General features: G+C 72.9%; 9 protein-coding genes. 3 read left to right on the forward strand and 6 right to left on the reverse strand.

The annotated features are described in order from the left end of the window. Positions 1-5: 5 nt before the first annotated feature. The 3 genes from SLV14N_RS26045 to SLV14N_RS26055 form a co-directional block, all read right to left on the reverse strand. On the reverse strand, positions 6-5,951 hold the full coding sequence (locus SLV14N_RS26045) for a toxin glutamine deamidase domain-containing protein (RefSeq protein ID WP_263271293.1): 5,946 nt from the start codon (positions 5,949-5,951) through the stop codon (positions 6-8). A gap of 70 nt (positions 5,952-6,021) precedes the next feature. Continuing rightward, on the reverse strand, positions 6,022-6,405 hold the full coding sequence (locus SLV14N_RS26050; RefSeq protein WP_208684074.1) for a WXG100 family type VII secretion target: 384 nt from the start codon (positions 6,403-6,405) through the stop codon (positions 6,022-6,024). Positions 6,406-6,638: 233 nt separating this feature from the next. Then, positions 6,639-8,351, reverse strand: coding sequence for a PucR family transcriptional regulator (locus SLV14N_RS26055; protein ID WP_263271295.1), 1,713 nt, complete (start codon positions 8,349-8,351; stop codon positions 6,639-6,641). 217 nt (positions 8,352-8,568) lie between these two features. Between SLV14N_RS26055 and SLV14N_RS26060 the strand changes: the two genes are divergently transcribed. Both SLV14N_RS26060 and SLV14N_RS26065 read left to right on the forward strand, forming a co-directional pair. Continuing rightward, positions 8,569-10,188, forward strand: a complete 1,620-nt coding sequence (locus tag SLV14N_RS26060; protein ID WP_263271296.1) for a sodium:solute symporter — start codon at positions 8,569-8,571, stop codon at positions 10,186-10,188. 170 nt (positions 10,189-10,358) lie between these two features. Further along, a complete protein-coding gene (locus tag SLV14N_RS26065; protein WP_263271298.1) occupies positions 10,359-12,071 on the forward strand; it encodes a thiamine pyrophosphate-binding protein in 1,713 nt (570 codons plus the stop codon). A 14-nt stretch (positions 12,072-12,085) separates the two neighbouring features. On the opposite strand, the gene SLV14N_RS26070 is transcribed toward SLV14N_RS26065, so the two are convergent. From SLV14N_RS26070 to SLV14N_RS26080, 3 genes are read right to left on the reverse strand one after another with little or no spacing between them, the layout of a single operon-like run. Further along, on the reverse strand, positions 12,086-12,763 hold the full coding sequence (locus SLV14N_RS26070) for a TetR/AcrR family transcriptional regulator (RefSeq protein WP_263271300.1): 678 nt from the start codon (positions 12,761-12,763) through the stop codon (positions 12,086-12,088). Beyond that, the gene (locus SLV14N_RS26075; RefSeq protein WP_208684083.1) at positions 12,760-14,838 is read right to left on the reverse strand and encodes a YhgE/Pip domain-containing protein; all 2,079 of its coding nucleotides are present in this window, start codon (positions 14,836-14,838) and stop codon (positions 12,760-12,762) included. Before SLV14N_RS26075 ends, SLV14N_RS26070 begins: the two co-directional genes overlap by 4 nt. Continuing rightward, positions 14,810-15,610, reverse strand: coding sequence for an ATP-binding cassette domain-containing protein (locus SLV14N_RS26080; protein ID WP_208684084.1), 801 nt, complete (start codon positions 15,608-15,610; stop codon positions 14,810-14,812). Before SLV14N_RS26080 ends, SLV14N_RS26075 begins: the two co-directional genes overlap by 29 nt. Before the next feature lie 232 nt (positions 15,611-15,842). Here SLV14N_RS26080 and SLV14N_RS26085 point away from each other — a divergent pair, with 232 nt between their 5' ends. Next, the gene (locus SLV14N_RS26085; RefSeq protein WP_263271302.1) at positions 15,843-18,770 is read left to right on the forward strand and encodes a discoidin domain-containing protein; all 2,928 of its coding nucleotides are present in this window, start codon (positions 15,843-15,845) and stop codon (positions 18,768-18,770) included. Positions 18,771-18,861 lie beyond the last annotated feature (91 nt).

An 18,861-nucleotide genomic window follows, 5' to 3' on the forward strand; every position in this document is an offset into this window, starting at 1 on the left:
CTCGACTACGGCTTCGGCAGCATATGCATGCGGGTGGTTGCCCACATACGGCCCATCTTCCGCAGGTGATTGTCCATCTCCTCGTCCATGATCTGCTCGTTGGGCTGCCGGTGGGCCTTCACCCGTTCATCGATCTTGGAGTCGGACAGCTCCGCCTTGCGCAGGGCCGCCTTCTGGGCGGCCTCCGACTGGCCCTCCATGCTCGCCAGGAGGTCCCTGCGCTCCTGCTGGAGGCGGGCACGTTCCTCGTCACGGGCCGGCTGGCCCTCCGGATCGGTCCGGTAGGTCGTGCTGTAGTAGACCGGGAAGGGCGGGCGCTTCTGGATCTCCGTGGTGCAGTGGGCGTGCCCCAGCCCCTCGCCGCACGGCTCGCGTTCGGTGTACAGACCGGCGATGTCGTACGTGCCCTGGCCGCTGGCCGTCTGGCTCTTGTTGAGCCGCTCCACCCACTCCAGCAGGTGCCGTTCGGAGTGCCGCGGGGTGTAACCCGAGTTTCCCGCCGGAATCGAGGAGTCGACGACGTAGGTGCTGTTCCCTTCGCTGTCGACGACCTCGATCACGGCGTAGTTCTTGCCCGTGAAGTCGGGCCGGGTGGAACCCGCCTGGCGCAGCAGCTGGTTGACGTGTGCGGTGGTCAGATCGCGGCCGGCCAGATTGGGGCGACGCGCGTCGCGGAGATCGGTCAGCGCCTGGTGCTCCGGCGTGCCGGGCTGCCGGTACGTCTCCGGCCACGACCCCGCGGGCTTCGCCTGCTCACGGGAGTGGGCACCGGCGGAGACCTCGTTCTGCTCGATGGGGTCGGGCTTGCCGTCCTTCTTGCGGGGCGGGGCGCCGTGGTACGGGTTCTCGCCGTCGGTGGCCCGCTGAGGGCTCTGGCCCACGCCGTTGTCCTCGTGGAACGCCTGGCTCATCCGGGCGAGCGTGGCGACGACGGCACCCCGCTGGCCGTCGTTCATGTCGGCGAAGTCCTTGCCGAGCACCTCGCGCAGTTCCCGCTCGGTGAAGGCCGTCGGCGGAATGTCGACGGGGTCCTTGCCGTCCTGCTTTTTGTTGTTCGCCCGGGCGGCGTCGGCGGCGGCCTTGCGGTCGGCGGCCCGCTGAAGCAGTTCGGCGAGGCTTCCGTCGTTCGCCCAGTGCTGCATGCGGTCGTGGACCGGATCGAGCCCGATGCGGTAAACGGGGTGCGGATGGGGCGCGTCGGGATGGTTCGGGTCGACCCGGATTCCCTGCTGCTCCGAGTCCGGGGGCAGGGAAGCGTGGTGGTCCGTGGTCCGCTCGGGCTCGGGCAGGTCGGAGTTGCGCTCTTCCCGGGTGTTCTCCGCCGAATGGGGGTCCGAACCGGTCTGCTGCTCCGGGCTGTCGATGTCCATCGGGGACGGCGAAGGGTGGCCGTCGCCGTGCCCGCCCTCGGGCTCCGGGCTGTCGATCTCCATGTCCGTACGCGGATGCTTGGAGCCGCCCTGCTCGATCTCGTCCTCGGCCGGCCGCTTGGTGCCCGACGGGTCGGACGGCGGCTGGGGGTTGTCCTGGCCGGACGGGTTCTCGGGGGGACGGCGGTCCGCGGCCGGCGGGTTGTCGTCGGTGTGCCGGTCGGGGGGCCGGTGGTCCGGGGTTTCGTCGGCCGGGGTTTCGTTGTCCGGGGTTTCGTTGTCCGGGGTCCGGTGGGACGGCGACGGATCGCCCGGGGAGGGGTGATCCGGGCGGCCGGAGGAGGCGTCGGACGTGGTGCCGTCACCCGCGGTGCCGTCCCTGGGGGTACCGGCGGGGTGTGGGCCGGGGGCGTTCTGCGGGTGATGTTGCGGGTTCTGCTGCTGGGGTTGGTTCTGGGGCCGGCCCTGGTTCTGGGACTGGTGCGGGCCCGGCTGCTGGGGTTGGTTCTGGGACTGGTGCGGGCCCGGCTGCTGGGGTTGGTTCTGGGACTGGTGCGGGCCCGGCTGCTGGGTCTGGGGGTGCTGTTGCGGGTTCTGGTGTTGTCCCTGGCCCTGGCCCTGACCCTGACCCTGCCCCTGGCCCTGCTGCTGGTTGGCCGCGGGGTCGAAGGGCTTGCGGTCGGCGTCCAGAGTCAGGTGCCAGACGCCGTCGGCGTGGGTGTGGATGGGCTGTGGGCTGATCTCGCCGGTCTGGCTGTCGACCCAGACGACCCGGCCGTTGTGGTTGACGGCGTTGAAGACATGGGCGCCGCCGCCGGAGCCGTCGGGGTTCTTGGGCCACGTGACGAGAACGGCGGCCGCCGAGCCGTGGCCGGACTGACGGAGTTCGTCGGCGATGCGCTGGTAGCTGTCCTGGGCGTTCTGGCCGGAGTGGCGGAAGTTGGTGCCGGCCCAGTTCTGGATGTTGTTGGTGCCGTCGCGCTCACCGCTGACCCGGTCCAGGCCGCCATGGCCGTCGTTGTCGTAGGTACGGGGTGCCGAGACCTGCGGGTTGCCGTACCAGGACTCCATGAACGAACGGGTGCAGTCGGCGCAGTTGTTGGAGCGGCCGGGAACGGTCGGGCCGCCGTCGTTCTGGAGCTGGGACCAGGGCTGGAAGGGGTCCGCATGCCGCTGCGGGCTGCCGTCCGGGTTGCGCGGGAACTGGTTCTCCAACGCCTGCTGGTCGTGCGGGAACGGTGAATACAGGCCGCTGGGCTGGTGGTTGAGGCTCGCCCGGACGTCGTTGAGGCTTGGCTGCGGGGGGTGGTTGGGCGGCGCGGGCTGCTGCTGTTGTTGCGGTTGGTGGTGCTGTGGCTGTTGGTTCTGGTTCTGGTTCTGGTTGTGGGGCTGGGGCGGGGCTTGGTGCTGTGGCTGCTGGTTGGGTTGTTGCTGCTGGGGTTGCTGGTTCTGGTGCTGCGGCTGCTGCTGGTTCGTCGGCTGCGGCTGCGACTGCGACTGTGACTGCGGCTGGTGGCTCTGGAGCGTCGGCTGGTGATGGGGGTCCGGGCGGTTCGGCTGGTTCGTCGGCTGGTGCTCGGGCTGCTGACGCGGATCCGGGCGATGGGGCTGCTGCTGTGGCTGCTGTTGCGGACGCTGCTGGTTGGGGCCGTGCGGTTGCTGCTGCGGAGGACGCTGGGCGTCAGGGCGCGGCGTATCCGGGCGGGTCGCGTCAGGGCGGGTGGTGTCCGGGCGCGGCTGGGCCTGGTCGGGACGCTGCTGGCGGGGGTCGGGTCGCCCGTTCTGGGGGGTGCGCGGGTCGTCCGGGCGGGTGGCATCGGGGCGAGTGGCGTCGGGACGTGGCTGGTCCGGGCGCGTGGCATCGGGGCGCGGTGTGTCCGGCCGGGTGGTGTCCGGGCGCTGGTCATGGGGGTGCTGCTGGTCCGGGCGTACGGGCTGAGTCTGGTCGGGGCGCGGCTGGGCCTGGTCGGGACGTACCGGCTGGGTCTGGTCCGGGCGTACCGGCTGGGTTTGGTCGGGACGCGGGCCCTGTTGGTTCTGCTGATTCGGCTGGTTCGTTTGGGGGGCCTGGTTCTGGCCCTGGGGGGACCGGCTGTCCTGCGAGTGCTGCTGGTTCTGCCGGTCCTGGTCCGGGCGGGGGCCGTCCAGGCGGGGGTTGTACGGCGGCGGCTCGGGGCGGCGCTGTTGGGTGGCGTCGTGGATGGCCTGGGAGCCGTCGGGGCGGCGGTTCGGGCCCGGTGAGGTGGTGGTGGGGCGGGGGCCGTCCAGGCGGGGGTTGTGCGGCGGCGGCTCGGGGCGGCGTTGCTGGGTGGCGTCGTGGATGGCCTGGGAGCCGTCGGGGCGGCGGTTGGAGGGGGCGGACGCGTTTCCGTTGGACGGTGTGCCGCCGCGTGGCGGGGCGGAGTGGGGCGTCGCCGGGCCGCCTTGCGGGGGCACGGCGGTGGGCGGGCCCATCATCGGGCCGGGGTTCTGCGGGGTGTTCTGCGGCGACTGCTGCGGGGTGGAGGGCGTACCGGTGCTGGGGTCCGCCGTGTGCGGGGTCGGCGGTGGTGCCGTCATGGTGCCGGCGGACTGGGTCGTGACGGTGGTGTCTTCGTCGCGCACATGCGGCATGGGGTCGCCGGGCGAGGGGTCACGCTGTCCGATGGGAGGGCCGGACGAGGAGTGCTGCACCGGGGCGCCCTGGGACGGCACGCTCACATGCGGGGTGGAGGGGCGTCCGCCCGCGCCGGATGCGGAGTTGTCCCCGTTGTTCTGGGAGCCGCTGTGACCGCTGTTGCTGTCGCCCTGGGGGGAGTTGTCGGTGTTGGTGGGCGGGTTGCCGGCCACCGGGTCGGGGGAGGGCGACGCCTGCTGCGGCTGCTGGGACGCGTCCGGGTGGGAAGGCCCGTCGGGGGTGGGGGAGTTGGACGGTCCGGCGGAGGAGCGGTCCGGGGCCGGGGCGGGGTCGGGGGTCGTCGTCCCGGAGTCGGGGGTCGGTGCGCCGTCGGGGTGCACGGACGGGCCCGGGGCCGGTTGTGTCCTGAGGGAGTCGGGGTCCGGGCGGGCCGAGTCCGGGGTGTGGTCGGGCGCCGGCTGGGTGCTGATGGCGTCCGGGCGGGCCGAGTCGGGGGTGTTGTCCGGTGCCGGCTGGGTGCTGATGGCGTCCGGGCGGGCGGCGTCCGGGGTGGGCCGGGTGCTCGCGGAGTCCGAGTCCGGGCGCGCGGCGTCCGGGGTGGGGCCGCCGGAGTCGGGGGTGGTGCCCGAGTCAGGGCCGGGCCCGCCCGAGTCGGGGGTGGTGCTGCCCGAGTCCGGGCCGGGTGTGGAGCCCCCGTACGGGTTGTGGTTGTTGCCGCCCGTGTACCCCTCGTCGAACGCGGTGCGCTGGTCCTGAGGCGGCAGGGGCTGGGCCTGGGGCGTGTTGCGGTTGCCGTCCGGGCCGGGCGTGGAGCTGTCGCCCGTGGTGGAGGGGTCGCTGCCGGAGCCGGTGCCCGTACCGGAATCGCCGGCGCGCGGGGCATGCGACGGGCCGCCGGAGCCGTTGCCGCTGCCCGAGCTGTTCCCACCGCCACTCGATTCACCGGCGCCGGACCCGGGCCCCGACCCCGAACCGGTTCCCGACCCGGCCCCGGCCCCCGAGCCGCTGTCGGTGCCCGCCCCGCCACCGTCGGACCCGCTCGCCGACCCGCTGCCGGAACCGCTCGCGGACCCCGACCCGCTCCCCGAGCCCGCACCGTCTCCGCTGCCGCTGCCGCTTCCGGAGCTGCTCCCGCTCCCGGAGTTGCTCCCGGCCCCGGAGCCGCTGGACTCGCTCGTGCCTCCGCCGTCTCCGCCGCTGTCCTCGCTCCCGCCCCGGCCGGCGGCGTGCTCCAGCCCGTTGCGGGCATGGTGGCCCGCCCGGCCGCCCGCCCCGTCGCGCAGGGACTCGGCGAAGGTCTGGCCGGAGTTCTTGAGCGCCTCCACGCCCGCCTCGGCGCCGGTCTTGGCGCTGCGGCCGACGTCGAAGCCCTGCTGGGCCCCGAAGTGCATGTTCATGCCCTGCGCGATGGCGTCGGAGACCATCGCCTCCAGCGCGGAGACGGCCGGCTCCTTCACCGTCTCGACGATCGCCTCGACCAGCGCCTCACGGGCTTCCTTGAGAATGCGGCGCACGATCAGACGGGTGGCCTGGGTGGCGGCGGCTGCGCCGATCTCGGACAGGCCGAGGGTGAAGGGCGCGGCCGCCTGAGCCGCGATGATCTCCGCCGCGAGGATCGCCAACTGGGCGATCACCGCGACTTTCATCCCGATGATGACCCCGGAGCCGGCGTCCAGCGCGAACGCGATGAGTTCGGCGGCGCTACGGGCGTCGTCGAGGTAGCCGGAGCCGTTGCCGGAGTACTTCTCCCAGGTCTTGCTGAAGCCGTCGATGCTGTCGCCGGAGTTGGCCGACAGCACGTTGCCCGCCGCGGACACGCCCTCGGCCTGCAACTGCTCGACGGCGTGGGCGAACTCCCGCCACTGGCCGGCGGAGTCGTTCATCTTGTCCTCGTCGCCCGTCGGCCAGTCGTAGCCGAGCATCTCGAGTACCCACTCGAGCCAGTCAGGAAGCATGAGCGACATGGCGGCAATCCCCCGGTAAGCGGTGAAGCTTGGTCACGAAACGTGAGACTCAGGTGAGTTGGTGGTGGCGTCAGACGTGGGGCGACTTGAGGGCGATGATCTGCTGGCTCTCCGCCTCGGCGTTGGCGATGTGCTGCTTCATCAGGGAGTCGTTGAAGTCCTCGTCGGCCTCGTGGTTGTCGGCCATGGTGTTCAGGGCGCCGCCGATCTCCTGGAGCTTGGCGGCCAGATGCCCCATGGACTCGTACATGCCGTCGCGCAGGCCCTCGTAGACCACGCCGAACTTCTCACCGATCTCGTCATCGCCCCACGGCGGAGTGTCCTTGCCCTCCAGGCCGGTCAGCGCGTTCTTCAGCTTCGTCACCGCGCTCTGATAGCGCCGGCCGACATTGGTGAAGTCCTTGCCACCGGACTTCAGTGACGGAATGTCGGCCTGTAGCCCATCTCCTGCCATGGCGTCCCCCGTTCCCTGGAAGCGTCGTCACGACCGCACAACATTCAACGAGTCTAGTGGGGCATGCCCGTTCCGCCTCAAGGAGCGCGTTGTCACAAGGGTGTTACCGATGGAGAGGCCGCGTTCCACCGGAGGCCCGGGGCGGAGGGTGCGTCAGGAGGTGCGGCATGCGCCTGGTTCGGCCGAGTGGGCCGCCGGGCCGGACCCGGTTGTGCGGGAGTCGGAGCGGGGCGTCAGGTCCGCGCGGTGTCCCGGTCGAGCGTGCGGAGGGCGAACCACAGCTCCATCCGGACGTCGGGGTCGTCCAGATCGGTGTCGAGGAGGCCGGCGATACGGGTGATGCGCTGGCGCACGGTGTTGCGGTGGATGCCGAGGGCGGTTGCGGTGCGGTCCCAACTGCCGTGCAGGGCGAGCCAGTTGTGCAGGGTGGCGAGGAGGGGAGGGGAGTCGGCCAGCGGGGCGAGCAGGGCCTGGGCGTGCCGCCGGGCGTCCGTGGGGGCGACGAGGGAGGTGACGCTGTGGGGGCCGGGGGTGCGGTGGCGTACCAGGGCGGTGCGGCCGGCGAGGGCGCGGCGCAGGGCGGAGGCGGCGTGCCGGTCGGCGGCCGGCAGCTCGGCGACCGGGGCGGGTTCGCTGACACCGAGCGTCCAGCCGGGGTGTGCGGTGATCTCGTGGCCGGCGGGGATCAGGGCGCGCAGGGCGGGGGTGGCGCCGGGGGCGGTGGTCGCCTCGGCGCCGGCCTCGGTGGGAGCCGTCGCCTCGGAGTCGGGGCGCGTCCCAGGGACCTCGGAGCCGGGGCGCTTCCCAGGGGCGGCGGGCGGTTCGGCGGCCGCACCCGGGGCAACCAGGGAGGTGCCCAGGGCGGCGGCGAGTGAGGCCGCCGACTCCGTGGTGTCGCGGCGGCGTTCGGCGTGTACGACGGTCCAGAGGGACGGGCCGAGGAGCGGGGCGACATCGGCAGGGCGGGCGCCGAGGAGCAGCCGGACCAGGGCCGCGGAGTGCTCGGCGGTGGCCGGGCCGTGGGCGGCGGCCGGGCCGGTGATCAGGGAGAGGAGTACGGCGGCGACGCCCGCGATGGCATGCGCGGGCGGGTCGTGCGGGTCCGCGGCGACGACCAGGGCGAGCGCCTGACGGTCGCGGCCGCGGCCCGTCAGGGCGTAGGCGGACAGCGAGGTGCCGGGGAGGGTGTCGGTGGCCGACGACGGGCCGCCGGCGCCGATCACCTGGGCGAGACGGCCGGCCGCGGTCCGGACGGCGGTGGCGGGGCGGGGGCCGGCTGAGCCGTGTTGCGCGCCGTCCGGGGCGAGCAGCGCGGTCCAGCCGTGCACATGGCGGGCGAGGGTGCGCAGCACGGCGGTGGCCGGGTCGGGGCGGGCGGCGGCCGCGGCCAGGGCGCGCTGTGCCTCGCTGAGCCGGGTCAGTTCGCGGTGTCTGGCCTCCGTCACGGCCTGCCATACGGCGCTCTCCACGGCGGTGAACGGGGTGCCCGCCGGGACCTCGACGAGCGGCAGTCCGTGCCGGTCGCAGGCCGCCACCAGGGCGGCGGGCACGGTGTCGTGCACCGGCGCGATCCCGAAGCCGAGGGCGGCGGCACCGGCGGCGACGGTACGGGCGGCGTAGCCGTCCAGATAGGCATCGAGGGCGCCCGGCGCGCGTGCGGTGTCCGCCGGGACGGCATCCGCCGCATCCACCGCGTCCGGCCCCGCTGCGGCCCCCTCCGCCCCCTCCGCACCCCCCATCACCTCCGCCAGATGCACCCCCGCCGTCAACAGCATCTCGCCGCCCAGGAGGTACGGCACCGGGTCGGCCATCTCGGAGGTGTGCACCCAGTGGATGGCGATGCCCTCGCGCGGGCCGGCGATCTGGCGCAGGCCCAGATCCGTACGGGCGAGGAGATCCGCCAGCGGCACCGGCGGGGTGGACGGCGGAGGCATCGGGTGCGGCATGTGCGGACCATCCACATCGGAGGGTGACGAGTGGAGGAAACGTACACTTCAGCGTCGTCCTGCCGCCTCCTAGGGTCAACCTCCGGGACGCGGCGCTTGGACGGGACCCCCGCTCGCCGAGCGCCCGTCGTCCCCCCTGTCACACCCCACCCCCCTCGCACTTCTCGCTTCTCCCTCTCCCCCCTCTCCCCCTCGGCGCAGCTGGAAGGGATGGCCCATGGCTGTCGACTATGCGGTGATCGTGCTCTATTTGGCCGGAATGCTCGCCATGGGCTGGTGGGGGATGCGGCGCGCCAAATCAAAGAGCGAGTTCCTGGTCGCCGGCCGCCGCCTCGGCCCCGCGATGTACTCCGGAACGATGGCGGCGATCGTGCTCGGCGGCGCCTCCACCATCGGCGGCGTGGGGCTCGGCTACCGGTACGGCCTCTCCGGCGCCTGGATGGTCTTCACCATCGGCCTCGGGCTGCTCGCGCTGAGCGTCTTCTTCTCGGCCCGGATCGCCCGGCTGAAGGTCTACACGGTCTCCGAGATGCTCGACCTGCGCTACGGCGGCGCCGCCGGGATCATCTCCGGTGTCGTCATGTGGGCGTACACCCTGATGCTGGCGGTGACCTCGACCATCGCCTACGCGACCATCTTCGATGTGCTCTTCGGCCTGGACCGGTCCCTCTCGATCATCCTCGGCGGGGCGATCGTCGTCGCGTACTCGACGCTCGGCGGAATGTGGTCGATCACCCTCACCGACATGGTCCAGTTCGTCGTCAAGACGATCGGTGTGCTGCTGCTCCTGCTGCCCATCGCCGTCATCAAGGCGGGCGGCTTCGCCGAGATGAAGGCCCAGCTGCCGGACGGCTACTTCGCGCCCCTGGGCATCGGCGGGCAGACGGTCTTCACCTATGTGCTGATCTACTCCTTCGGCATGCTGATCGGGCAGGACATCTGGCAGCGGGTGTTCACCGCGCGCAGCGACAAGGTGGCGCGCCTGGGCGGCACCGCTGCCGGTACGTACTGTCTGGCCTACGCCCTGGCCGGTGCGGTCATCGGCACCGCGGCCAAGGTGCTCTACCCGCATCTGGGCAGCCCGGACGACGCCTTCGCCACGATCGTCAAGGACGCGCTGCCGGTGGGTGTGCGCGGGCTGGTGCTGGCGGCGGCGCTGTCCGCGGTGATGTCCACGTCCTCGGGCGCGCTCATCGCCTGCGCCACGGTCGCCAACAACGACATCTGGTCCCGGGTGAAGGGCGTCGCCGCGAAGCGGCGGCGGCCGGCCGCGGGAGGGTCCGGCGACGGCGGCACCCGGTCCGGGGCGGACGCCGGGGACGGGGCGGACGCCGGGGACGGGGCGGTGGCGCATGACGAGGTGCGCGGCAACCGCCTCTTCATCCTCCTCATGGGCCTCGCGGTGATCGTCATCGCGATCGCGCTCAACAATGTCGTCGAGGCGCTCACCCTCGCCTACAACGTCCTCGTCGGCGGGCTGCTGGTGCCCATCCTCGGCGGGCTGCTGTGGAAGCGAGGCACCGCCGCCGGTGCGCTGGCCTCGGTCGCGGTCGGCGGGCTGACCGTCGTCGGGCTGATGGTCTGGCTCGGTGTCCTCGCCAACGAGCCGATCTATTACGGGCTGATCGCCTCGCTCGTGGCGTATGTGGCGGTCAGCCTGGCCACCCCGCCCACGGACGCGGCGGTACTGGCCGCCTGGCGGGCGCGGCTGGCCGGCCACTCGGACGGCGATCCGGACGGCGATCCGGAGGGCGGCCCGGAGAGGGAGCCGGAAGGCGATACGGCCGGGGCGGTGGCGCTGGCGCTGCAGCCTCCCTCCGCCGCCGGACGGGCCTGACCCGCCGGACGGGCCTGACACCGGCGCAGACCGTCCCCGAGCCGTGCCCGGGCCCCCAGGCCCGGCCCCCCATCGCCCGGCCCCCACCGCCCGGCCACCCCTCCGCATCCGCCCGCCCACCCGTCCGTCCCTCCCCACGTCCGCCCCGGCAAGGAAGGCAGCACGTATCCATGAGCATCCCCCACCCCACGGCAACCCAGCACCGGCGCACCGGCGGTGACCTGGTCGTCGAGTCGCTGGCCGCACTCGGCGCGCGCACCGTCTTCGGGCTGCCGGGGCAGCATGCGCTCGGGGTGTTCGACGCGCTGCGCCGCTCCACCCTGCGCTATGTGGGGCTGCGGGTGGAGAACAACGCGGGCTTCGCCGCCGACGCGTACGCCCGGGCCACGCACGGGGTCGCGCCGCTGCTGGTCTCCACCGGGCCCGGTGCGCTGATGACGCTGGCCGCGCTCCAGGAGGCGGCGGCCGGGTCGGCCGCCGTACTGGCCATCGGCAGTCAGGTGCCGCTGGCCGGGATCGGCGGCGGGCGCCACGGCTATCTGCATGAACTCACCGACCAGAGCGCCTCGTTCCGCGGTGTGGTCAAGTCCGTCCACACGGCGCGTACCGCCTCACAGATCCCCTCGGCGGTGGCCGCCGCCTGGGAGTCGGCGCTGAGCGCCCCGCACGGGCCGGTGTGGCTGGAGATCCCGCAGGACGTGCTGCTGGCGGAGGCCGGTATCCCGCCGGTGGGTGAACTGGACGCCACACCCCGGGAGTTGCTGCCGCGGCCGGAGCTGATCGCGGCGGCGGCGGACCGGCTGACCGGGGCCCGGCGGCCGGTGATCCTGGCCGGCGGCGGAGTCGTCCGGGCCGGGGCCGAGGCGGAGCTGCTGGCGCTCGCCGAGCAGCTGGGGGCACCGGTGGCCACCACCTTCGGCGGCAAGGGCGCCTTCCCCTGGGAGCATCCGCTCTCCCTCCAGTCCTGGCTGGAGGACCGCTACACCACCACCTTCCTGGAGGACGCGGACACGCTGCTGGTCGTCGGTTCGGGGCTGGGCGAACTCTCCTCGAACTACCACACGTTCCGGCCGCTGGGGCAGGTCGTGCAGATCGAGGCCGACCTCGGCAAGCTGGAGTCGAACCATGCCGCGCTGGGCATCCACGCGGACGCCCGGGCTGCGCTGGCCGCGCTGGTCAAGGAGGTCGGGGAGCGCGGGCCCCGGGACACCGGCGCCGCCGAAGAGGCTTGTGAAGAGGCCGAAGGGACCGGAGGGGCCGGAGCGCCCGCCCCCGAGGCCGCCGTGTCCGGCCTCCTGGCGCGGGTCCGCGACCGGATCGCGGGGCAGCAGCTCGACCTGGAGCAGCAGGTCCTGGCGTCGGTGCGGGAGGCGCTGCCCGACGGCGCGGTCAGCTGCTGGGACATGACGATCCTCGCCTACTGGGCCTGGTCCGCCTTCGACCCACGGCGGACCAACGCGCTGCATTCGGCGCAGGGCGCCGGCGGGCTGGGCTACGGCTTCCCGGCGGCGCTGGGCGTGGCGGTCGCCGATCCGGCGCGGCCGGTGCTGGCGGTCTCCGGCGACGGCGGCGCGATGTACTCGATCGCCGAGCTGGCCACCGCCCGGCAGTACGACCTGCCGGTGACCTGGCTGATCGTGGACGACGGCGGCTACGGCATCCTGCGCGAGTACATGACCGACGCGTTCGGCGAGGCCACCGCCACCGAACTCACCCGGCCGGACTTCGTGGCCCTGGCCGAGTCGTTCGGGGTCCCCGCGGTCCGCACGAGCCCGGAGCGGCTCCGTACGGACCTGGCGGCGGCGCTGGCGGCCGCCGGCCCGTCGGTCGTCGTCCTCCCGGCCCGGCTGCGGATGTTCGCGCCCACCCACCTGAACCCCTGAGGCGGGCCGCCGAACTACGCCTCCGGCGCGCCGCCGCCCGCCCCCACCCGCCCCTGGAGCAGCCGCGACAGCGCCGCGTGGACGTCCTCGACCGAGCGGTCCGGCTGGAAGGACTGCCAGTCCAGGGCGGCCACCAGGACCATGCCGAGGAGGGCGGAGGCGGTGAGGGGGATGTCGAGCTCGGCGGAGAGCTCACCGGTGCGCACGGCGTCCCGGAGGACGTCCTCGACGACGGCCTGGGCACGGCCGCGCACGGAGGTGAGGGTGGCACGCCAGGTGCGGTTGGTGCGCCAGAGCTCGGCGACGTAGAGCTGGATGAGGGCGGGGGAGCCGGCGATGAAGTCCAGGCCGGCCCGGATCATCGCGTCCAGGGCGTCGACCCGGGTGCCGCCGCGCTCCGCCGTGGCGTCGGCGGCCCGGCGCAGGGAGTCGGCGAGCAGATCGATGCCGTCCCGCAGCAGCTCCTCGTAGAGGACGTTCTTGCTCGCGAAGTTGTAGTAGACGGTGCCCTTGGCGACGCCGGCGCGGTCGGCGATCTCGTCGACGGTGGTGGCGGAGAAGCCCTGTTCCGCGATGAGGATGACGGCGGCGTCGAAGATCCGGCGGCGCGTCGAGCTGCGCCGGGGGCCGGGGGCGGCCCCCGGGGCGGTGCCGTGGCCGGCACCGCCCCGTCGGACCGTGGGGACGTTCACAGGCTGAGTTCCGGATGCAGATCCTTCATCCGGACGACCTGCCGGCTGCGCGCCGCGAGGGCGGTCAGGGCCAGCGCGCCCAGGGTGAAGACCGCCAGGACCACACAGCCCTGCTGCACGATGGCGAGGTCACCGCCGGTGATCAGCCGGCGCAGGCCGTCGACCACGTAACTCATCGGCAGGAAGGGGTGGATGGCGGCGAAGAACCCGGGGCTGGTCTGCACCGGATAGGTGCCGCCCGCCGAGGTCAGCTGGAGCATCAGGACGACCAGGGTCAGCACCCGGCCGGCCGGTCCGAAGAACGCGCCCAGCAGCTGGATGATGGCGGTGAAGCAGGCCGTGGCCAGCAGCAGGAAGCCGACGGTGCCTGCCGTACGGGCCATCTCCAGACCGAGTCCCCAGTGGAGCACGGCCATCAGCGCCAGCACCTGCACGACGCCGATGGCGTAGGCCGGCAGCCAGGAGCCGAGGGCGATCCGCCAGCCCGGGGCGCCCGCGGCCAGTGCGCGCTTGCCCAGCGGCTGGAGCAGCATGAAGGCGACCATCGCGCCGACCCAGAGGGAGAGCGGGATGAAGTACGGCGCCAGGCCGGTGCCGTAGTTGGGCGCCTTGTGCAGCGACTTGGCGGCCAGCTCGACCGGGTCGGCCATCACCTCGGTGCGGGTGTCCCGGTCCTTCTTGTTGTAGTCGGGGATCTTGGAGACGCCGCTGTGCAGCCCGTCGGCCAGCTGGTTGCTGCCGTCCTTGAGCTTGAACAGGCCGCCGGAGATCTTGTCGGCACCGTCCTTGGCGACGCCCAGGCCGTCGTGGAGCTTGCCGGCGCCGTCGGCGAGCGTGCCGATGCCGTCGGCGAACAGTCCGGCGCCCTGGGAGACCTTGTGGGCACCCGCGTTGAGCTGGTTGATCTGGCCGATCGCCTTGTCGGCCCGGTTCGCGATGCCCGGTGCCTCCTCGGCGACCATCGCGGCACCTTGGTGCAGTTCCCGCACCTTGGTGCGCAGCTGCCCGAAGTCCGTGTGGGCGACGGTGTCGTTGACCTTCTCGGCCGTGTCGGCGGCGAGGGCGCTGCCGTCCGCGATCGCCTTCAGCTTGGGGCAGTCGGGGTCGGCGTCGACGAGGCCGTTGCAGCGTTCCCGGTAGAGGTCCGCGGCGTTGTCGGCGTTCTCCCGGGCCTGTTGGGCGGCCTTGGCGGAGTCTCCCGGCAGCTTGCCGAGGTCCTCGTCGAGCTGCTCGGTGAGGTCGGCGACGATCTGTGCCTTGCGGCCGATGTCCTTGCCGTGCTCGCGGAGGTAGGGCAGGTCCTTCCTGGCGATGCCGTGGACCTTGTCGGCGAGCTGCTGGGTACCGTCCGAGACCTTGCGCGCGCCCAGGCTCAGCTGCCTGGCCTTCGTGGCGGCCTCCGCCGTGCCCTTGCTGATCCGGCCGGCACCCTTGTTCAACTCGCCGAGGCCGTCGGCCAGTTTGCCGGTCTTGTCCTTGGCGGTGCCGAGGCCGTCATCGAGCTTGCCGGCCCCGTCCGCCGCCTCGGCCGTCTTGTCGTGCAGATCGGAGAACGAGATGAAGATCTTGTCGAGCATGGCCCGCGACGAGGTGGCCGAGGTCTTGGCGCGGACCTCGGAGAAGACCGTCTTGGAGATCGAGCCGACGACGTAGTTGTTGGCGTCGTTCGTGCGCACCTGGAGCGCGCCCGTCTGCGGGGTGTCCCCCGAGCTGGAGGCGATCCGCTTGCTGAAGTCCTTGGGGACGGTCAGCGAGAGGTAGTACGTCCCGTTCTCGACGCCCTTGGCGGCGTCGGCGGAGCTGACGTCCTCCCAGTGGAACTTCTTGCTGTCCTTGAGGTTCTCGGACAGGTCGTCGCCCGCGGTGATCTTCTTGCCGCCGGTGGTGGCACCCCGGTCCTCGTTGACGAGGGCCACCGGGATCTTGTCCAGGCGGCTGTACGGGTCCCAGAAGGAGCACAGGTAAAGGGCTCCGTAGAGCAGGGGGATCAGCGTCAGGGCCACCAGGCCCAGCCGGGGCAGCTTGCCCCTGCCGAACCGCCTGAGCTCAAGCGCGGCCAGTCTCGGCGAACGCATGCGCTGCTTCCTCCTCGGGGGTGTGGGGGTCGTCCTGGACGGGGGTGGGGGTGGGGCCGGCGGCTTCGGAGTCCGTCCGCGCGGTGCTGACGGTCAGTGCGTCCGCCGGTGCGCCGTCGCCGGCGGCCACGACGGTGAGGCCCTCGCGCGTGAGGTCCCGCAGGAGCTGCCAGGCCTCGGTGCGTTCGGCGTCGGAGAGCTTGAGGTCCACATCGTCGACGGCCAGCAGCTGCGGGCCGTGCATCAGCCCGAGCGCGACGGAGAGCCGCAGCGCCTCGATCCGCTCCAGATCGTGTACGGCCGTCCGCAGGCCCTTGGGGAGGGTGCCGGGGTCGAGCCGGGCGGCCGCGAGGGCGGCGTCGATCCGGGCCCGGGTGGCCTCCTTGTGGCGCTTGCCCCAGGGGAGCGAGGCGCTCAGGGAGCCCTTGACGCGGTGGCCCAGCAGGGCCTGTTCCCTGAGGTGTTCGCCGACGGTGAGGGCGGGTTCGAGGTCGGCGACGCCCGGTACGTGCGCCAGCGCCGTACGGCTGCGCACCGTCCCCATCCGCTTGGGCAGGGGGAGTCCGGAGACCGTCGCCTCACCCTCGGTGATCCGCATCCGGCCGGTGAGGGCCAGCAGCAGACAGGTGCGGCCGGAGCCGGAGGGGCCCTGGACCGCGATCAGCGTTCCCGGCTCCGCGGTGAGGTCGATCCCTCTGAAGGCCCATCCCCGTGGGCCCTCCACTCCGATTCCCCTGGCGTTGACCGCCGCCCCCTGGCGGGTGGTGTTCACCGGCACCCCTCCCCTTTTGATCTGACTGGTCAGTCTAAAAGTGTGCCGTATCGAGGGCCTTGTTGACCAATCGGGGTGCCCCGGCGAGAGCGGACCGAAGTCGGCCGCGTCGATCCCGTGACCCGGACGGGGGAATCGTCCTAGGGTGCCGTGCAGGCGGGGGCCTGATGATGTCCATGGTGAGTCCGTGCCGCGGCAAGCGGCGCGGACCGCGTACAGACGACGGAGAACCATGCACCCTTCGGCTCAGCACCCCGTGGACCGGCCGCCGCAGCAAGCGGCCGGTCCGGCCGCGCCACGCTCCCGCAAGCTGGTCGCCCCCCTGCTCGCCACCGCCCTGATAGCGGTCCTCGCCCCCGTATCGGCCTCCGCCTCGGTGCCCACTCCGGCGCCGGAACCGGCCGGCTCCGGCCAGGGGCCCTGTCTGAAGGGCGACGGCGAAGACGGCTGGACCGCCACCGCCACCAAGATCGACCCCAAGGACAGCCACCACGCCTACGTCGGCAACGGCTACCTCGGACAGCGGGTACCGCCCAACGGCACCGGCTACGCGGCACCCGGCGGTGCGACCGGCTGGCCGCTGAAGACCCCCGAATACGACGGTTCGTTCGTCTCCGGGCTGTATGCCAAGGGGCCCAAGGACCTCAAGGGCCGGCAGGCCATCGCCGCGATCCCCACCTGGACCACCCTCGACGTCGCCACCGGCGGCGCACGCCCCGACACCTTCTCCTCCGCCACCGCGCCCGGCCGGATCTCGCACTACCGCCAGACCCTCTCCCTGCGCTGCGGATTCGTCCGTACGTCGCTGACCTGGACCGCCGCCGACGGCCGGGCCACCGATCTGGTCTACGACGTGCTCGCCGACCGCACCGACGCCCACACCGGCGCCGTACGCCTGCGGATGACGCCCCACTGGAGCGGCTCGGCCACGGTCACCGACGGCCTCGACGGCCGCGGCGCCCGCCGGATGACGGCGTCGGAGGGCGGCCCCGCCACCGGGGGCAAGGAAGCCGGGGGCAAGGAGGCCGGCGGCAAGGAGGCCGGCGGCCCCGCCACCGGTGGCAAGGAGGCCGGCGGCAAGGAAGCCGGCGGCACGGACACCGGCCGCACCATGGACGTCGGGTTCCGCACGGACGGGACGAAGACCGAGGGCGCGGTGGCCTCCACCCTGCGCACCGGGCCCGGCGTACGCGCCGACCCGCCCGGACCGGCGGCCCGGCAGGACAAGCTGAGCAACCGGCAGCGGGTGTCCTTCCCGGTCAGCAGCGGCCGCTCGTACGAGCTGACCAAGTACGTCGGCGTGGACACCGCGCTCACCTCCCACTCCCCGCGCGCCGCCGCCGAGGCGGCCTCGCGCCGGGCCGCCGACCGCGGCTGGGACGCCCTGTTCGCCGGGCACACCGACGCCTGGAAGCGGCTGTGGCGCAGCGACATCGAGGTCAAGGGCCGCCGCGACCTGCAGTCCTGGGTCCGCTCGGCGCAGTACGGACTGCTGGCCAACACCCGCGCCGGCAACCGCAACAGCATCGGCCCCACCGGCCTGACCAGCGACAACTACGCCGGCGAGATCTTCTGGGACGCCGAGACCTGGATGTACCCGGGCCTGCTCGCCGCCCACCCCGCACTCGCCAAATCGATCGTCGACTACCGCTACAAGACCCGGGCCGGGGCCGCCGCCAACGCCCGCAAGCTCGGCTATGACGGGCTGTTCTACTCCTGGACCAGCGGCAGCAAGGGCGATCTGTGGAACGAGTGCCACAGCTGGGACCCGCCGCACTGCAAGACCCAGAACCACCTGATGGGCGACATCTCCCTCGCCACCTGGCAGTACTACCTCGCCACCAAGGACACCGCCTGGCTCAGGTCCCGCGGCTGGCCCGTCCTCAAGGGCATCGCCGAATTCTGGTCCTCACGGGCCACCCGCAACACCGACGGCAGCTACTCCGTCAAGAACGTCGCCGGGCCCGACGAGTACAGCAACGGCGTCAACGACGCGGTGTTCACCAACGCCGGGGCCGCCACCGCGCTGCGGCACGCCGGCCGGGTCGCCGAGATCCTCGGCGAGAAGGCACCGGCCTCCTGGAAGACCATCGCCGACAAGCTGCGCATCCCCTACGACAGCAAGAAGAAGGTCTTCGAGCAGTACGCCGGGTACAAGGGCACGACCATCAAGCAGGCCGACACCGTGCTGCTGATGTACCCGCTGGAATGGCCGATGTCGCAGACGCAGGCGGCCCGCACGCTGGACTTCTACGCCGGACACACCGACCCGGACGGCCCGGCCATGACGGACTCGGTGCACGCCATCGACGCCGCCGGGATCGGCGAGGCCGGCTGCTCCACGTACACCTACCTGCAGCGCTCCATCAAGCCGTTCGTCCGCGGGCCGTTCGACCAGTTCTCCGAGGCGCGCGGCGAGAAGGCCGGGGCCGAGGATCCGCACGCCGGCAAGCCCGCCCAGGACTTCCTCACCGGCAAGGGCGGCTTCCTGCAGACCTTCACCCACGGGCTGACGGGGCTGCGGCTGCGCGAGGACCGGGTCCGTCTCGACCCGATGCTGCCGCCGCAGCTCAAGGAGGGTGTCACCCTGCGTGGTCTGCACTGGCAGGGGCGGACCTACGACATCGCGATCGGCGCGCACCAGACCACCGTGCGGCTGACCGCCGGGGCCCCGATGCGGATCGAGTCGCCGGAGGGCGAGAAGATCGTCAGCCGGGGCGCGCCGGCCGTCCTCAAGACCCGCCGCCCGGATCTGGCGGCGACCTCGAACGCGGCCCGGTGCACCTCGGCCACCGCGACCTCGGAGGAGCCCGGTCTCTACGCCGGCGCCGCGGTGGACGGCAACAGCACCACGGCCTGGGTGCCCAACGCCGCCACCGGCACCCTCACCGTCGACCTCGGCCGGACCACCCGCGTCGGCCAGATCACCCCGCACTGGAACAAGACCCGGCCCAAGTCCTACAACGTCCAGGTCTCCCAGGACGGAAAGCACTGGTCGGGGACCGGATACTCGGGCCGCACCCCGGCCCGGTACGTCCGGGTCACGGTGAACGGTGACCGGACCCCGGCGGCCGACGGGAAGCCCAAGCCGCATCCGGGCATCTCGGAGCTGACGGTGGAGCGGGTGAAGGACGACCCGACGGCGGAGCGGGGGAAGTAACCCGCCGCGCCGCCTGAGCGACGGCCCCGTCCCGGACCACCCGGGGCGGGGCCGTCCGCCGTGCGGAGACGGGGCCCTCCGCCGTGCCGTG

This window comes from Streptomyces sp. Je 1-4 4N24, assembly GCF_026239515.1.
Taxonomy (GTDB): Bacteria; Actinomycetota; Actinomycetes; order Streptomycetales; family Streptomycetaceae; genus Streptomyces; species Streptomyces nigrescens.

What these genes read in the sequence shown, in the direction of transcription:
- SLV14N_RS26060 (WP_263271296.1), top strand. Translation starts at nt 8,569, where the DNA reads ATGGCTGTCGACTATGCGGTGATCGTGCTCTATTTGGCCGGAATGCTC.
- SLV14N_RS26075 (WP_208684083.1), bottom strand. Translation starts at nt 14,838, where the DNA reads ATGCGTTCGCCGAGACTGGCCGCGCTTGAGCTCAGGCGGTTCGGCAGG.
- SLV14N_RS26055 (WP_263271295.1), bottom strand. Translation starts at nt 8,351, where the DNA reads ATGCCGCACCCGATGCCTCCGCCGTCCACCCCGCCGGTGCCGCTGGCG.
- SLV14N_RS26050 (WP_208684074.1), bottom strand. Translation starts at nt 6,405, where the DNA reads ATGGCAGGAGATGGGCTACAGGCCGACATTCCGTCACTGAAGTCCGGT.
- SLV14N_RS26085 (WP_263271302.1), top strand. Translation starts at nt 15,843, where the DNA reads ATGCACCCTTCGGCTCAGCACCCCGTGGACCGGCCGCCGCAGCAAGCG.
- SLV14N_RS26045 (WP_263271293.1), bottom strand. Translation starts at nt 5,951, where the DNA reads ATGTCGCTCATGCTTCCTGACTGGCTCGAGTGGGTACTCGAGATGCTC.
- SLV14N_RS26065 (WP_263271298.1), top strand. Translation starts at nt 10,359, where the DNA reads ATGAGCATCCCCCACCCCACGGCAACCCAGCACCGGCGCACCGGCGGT.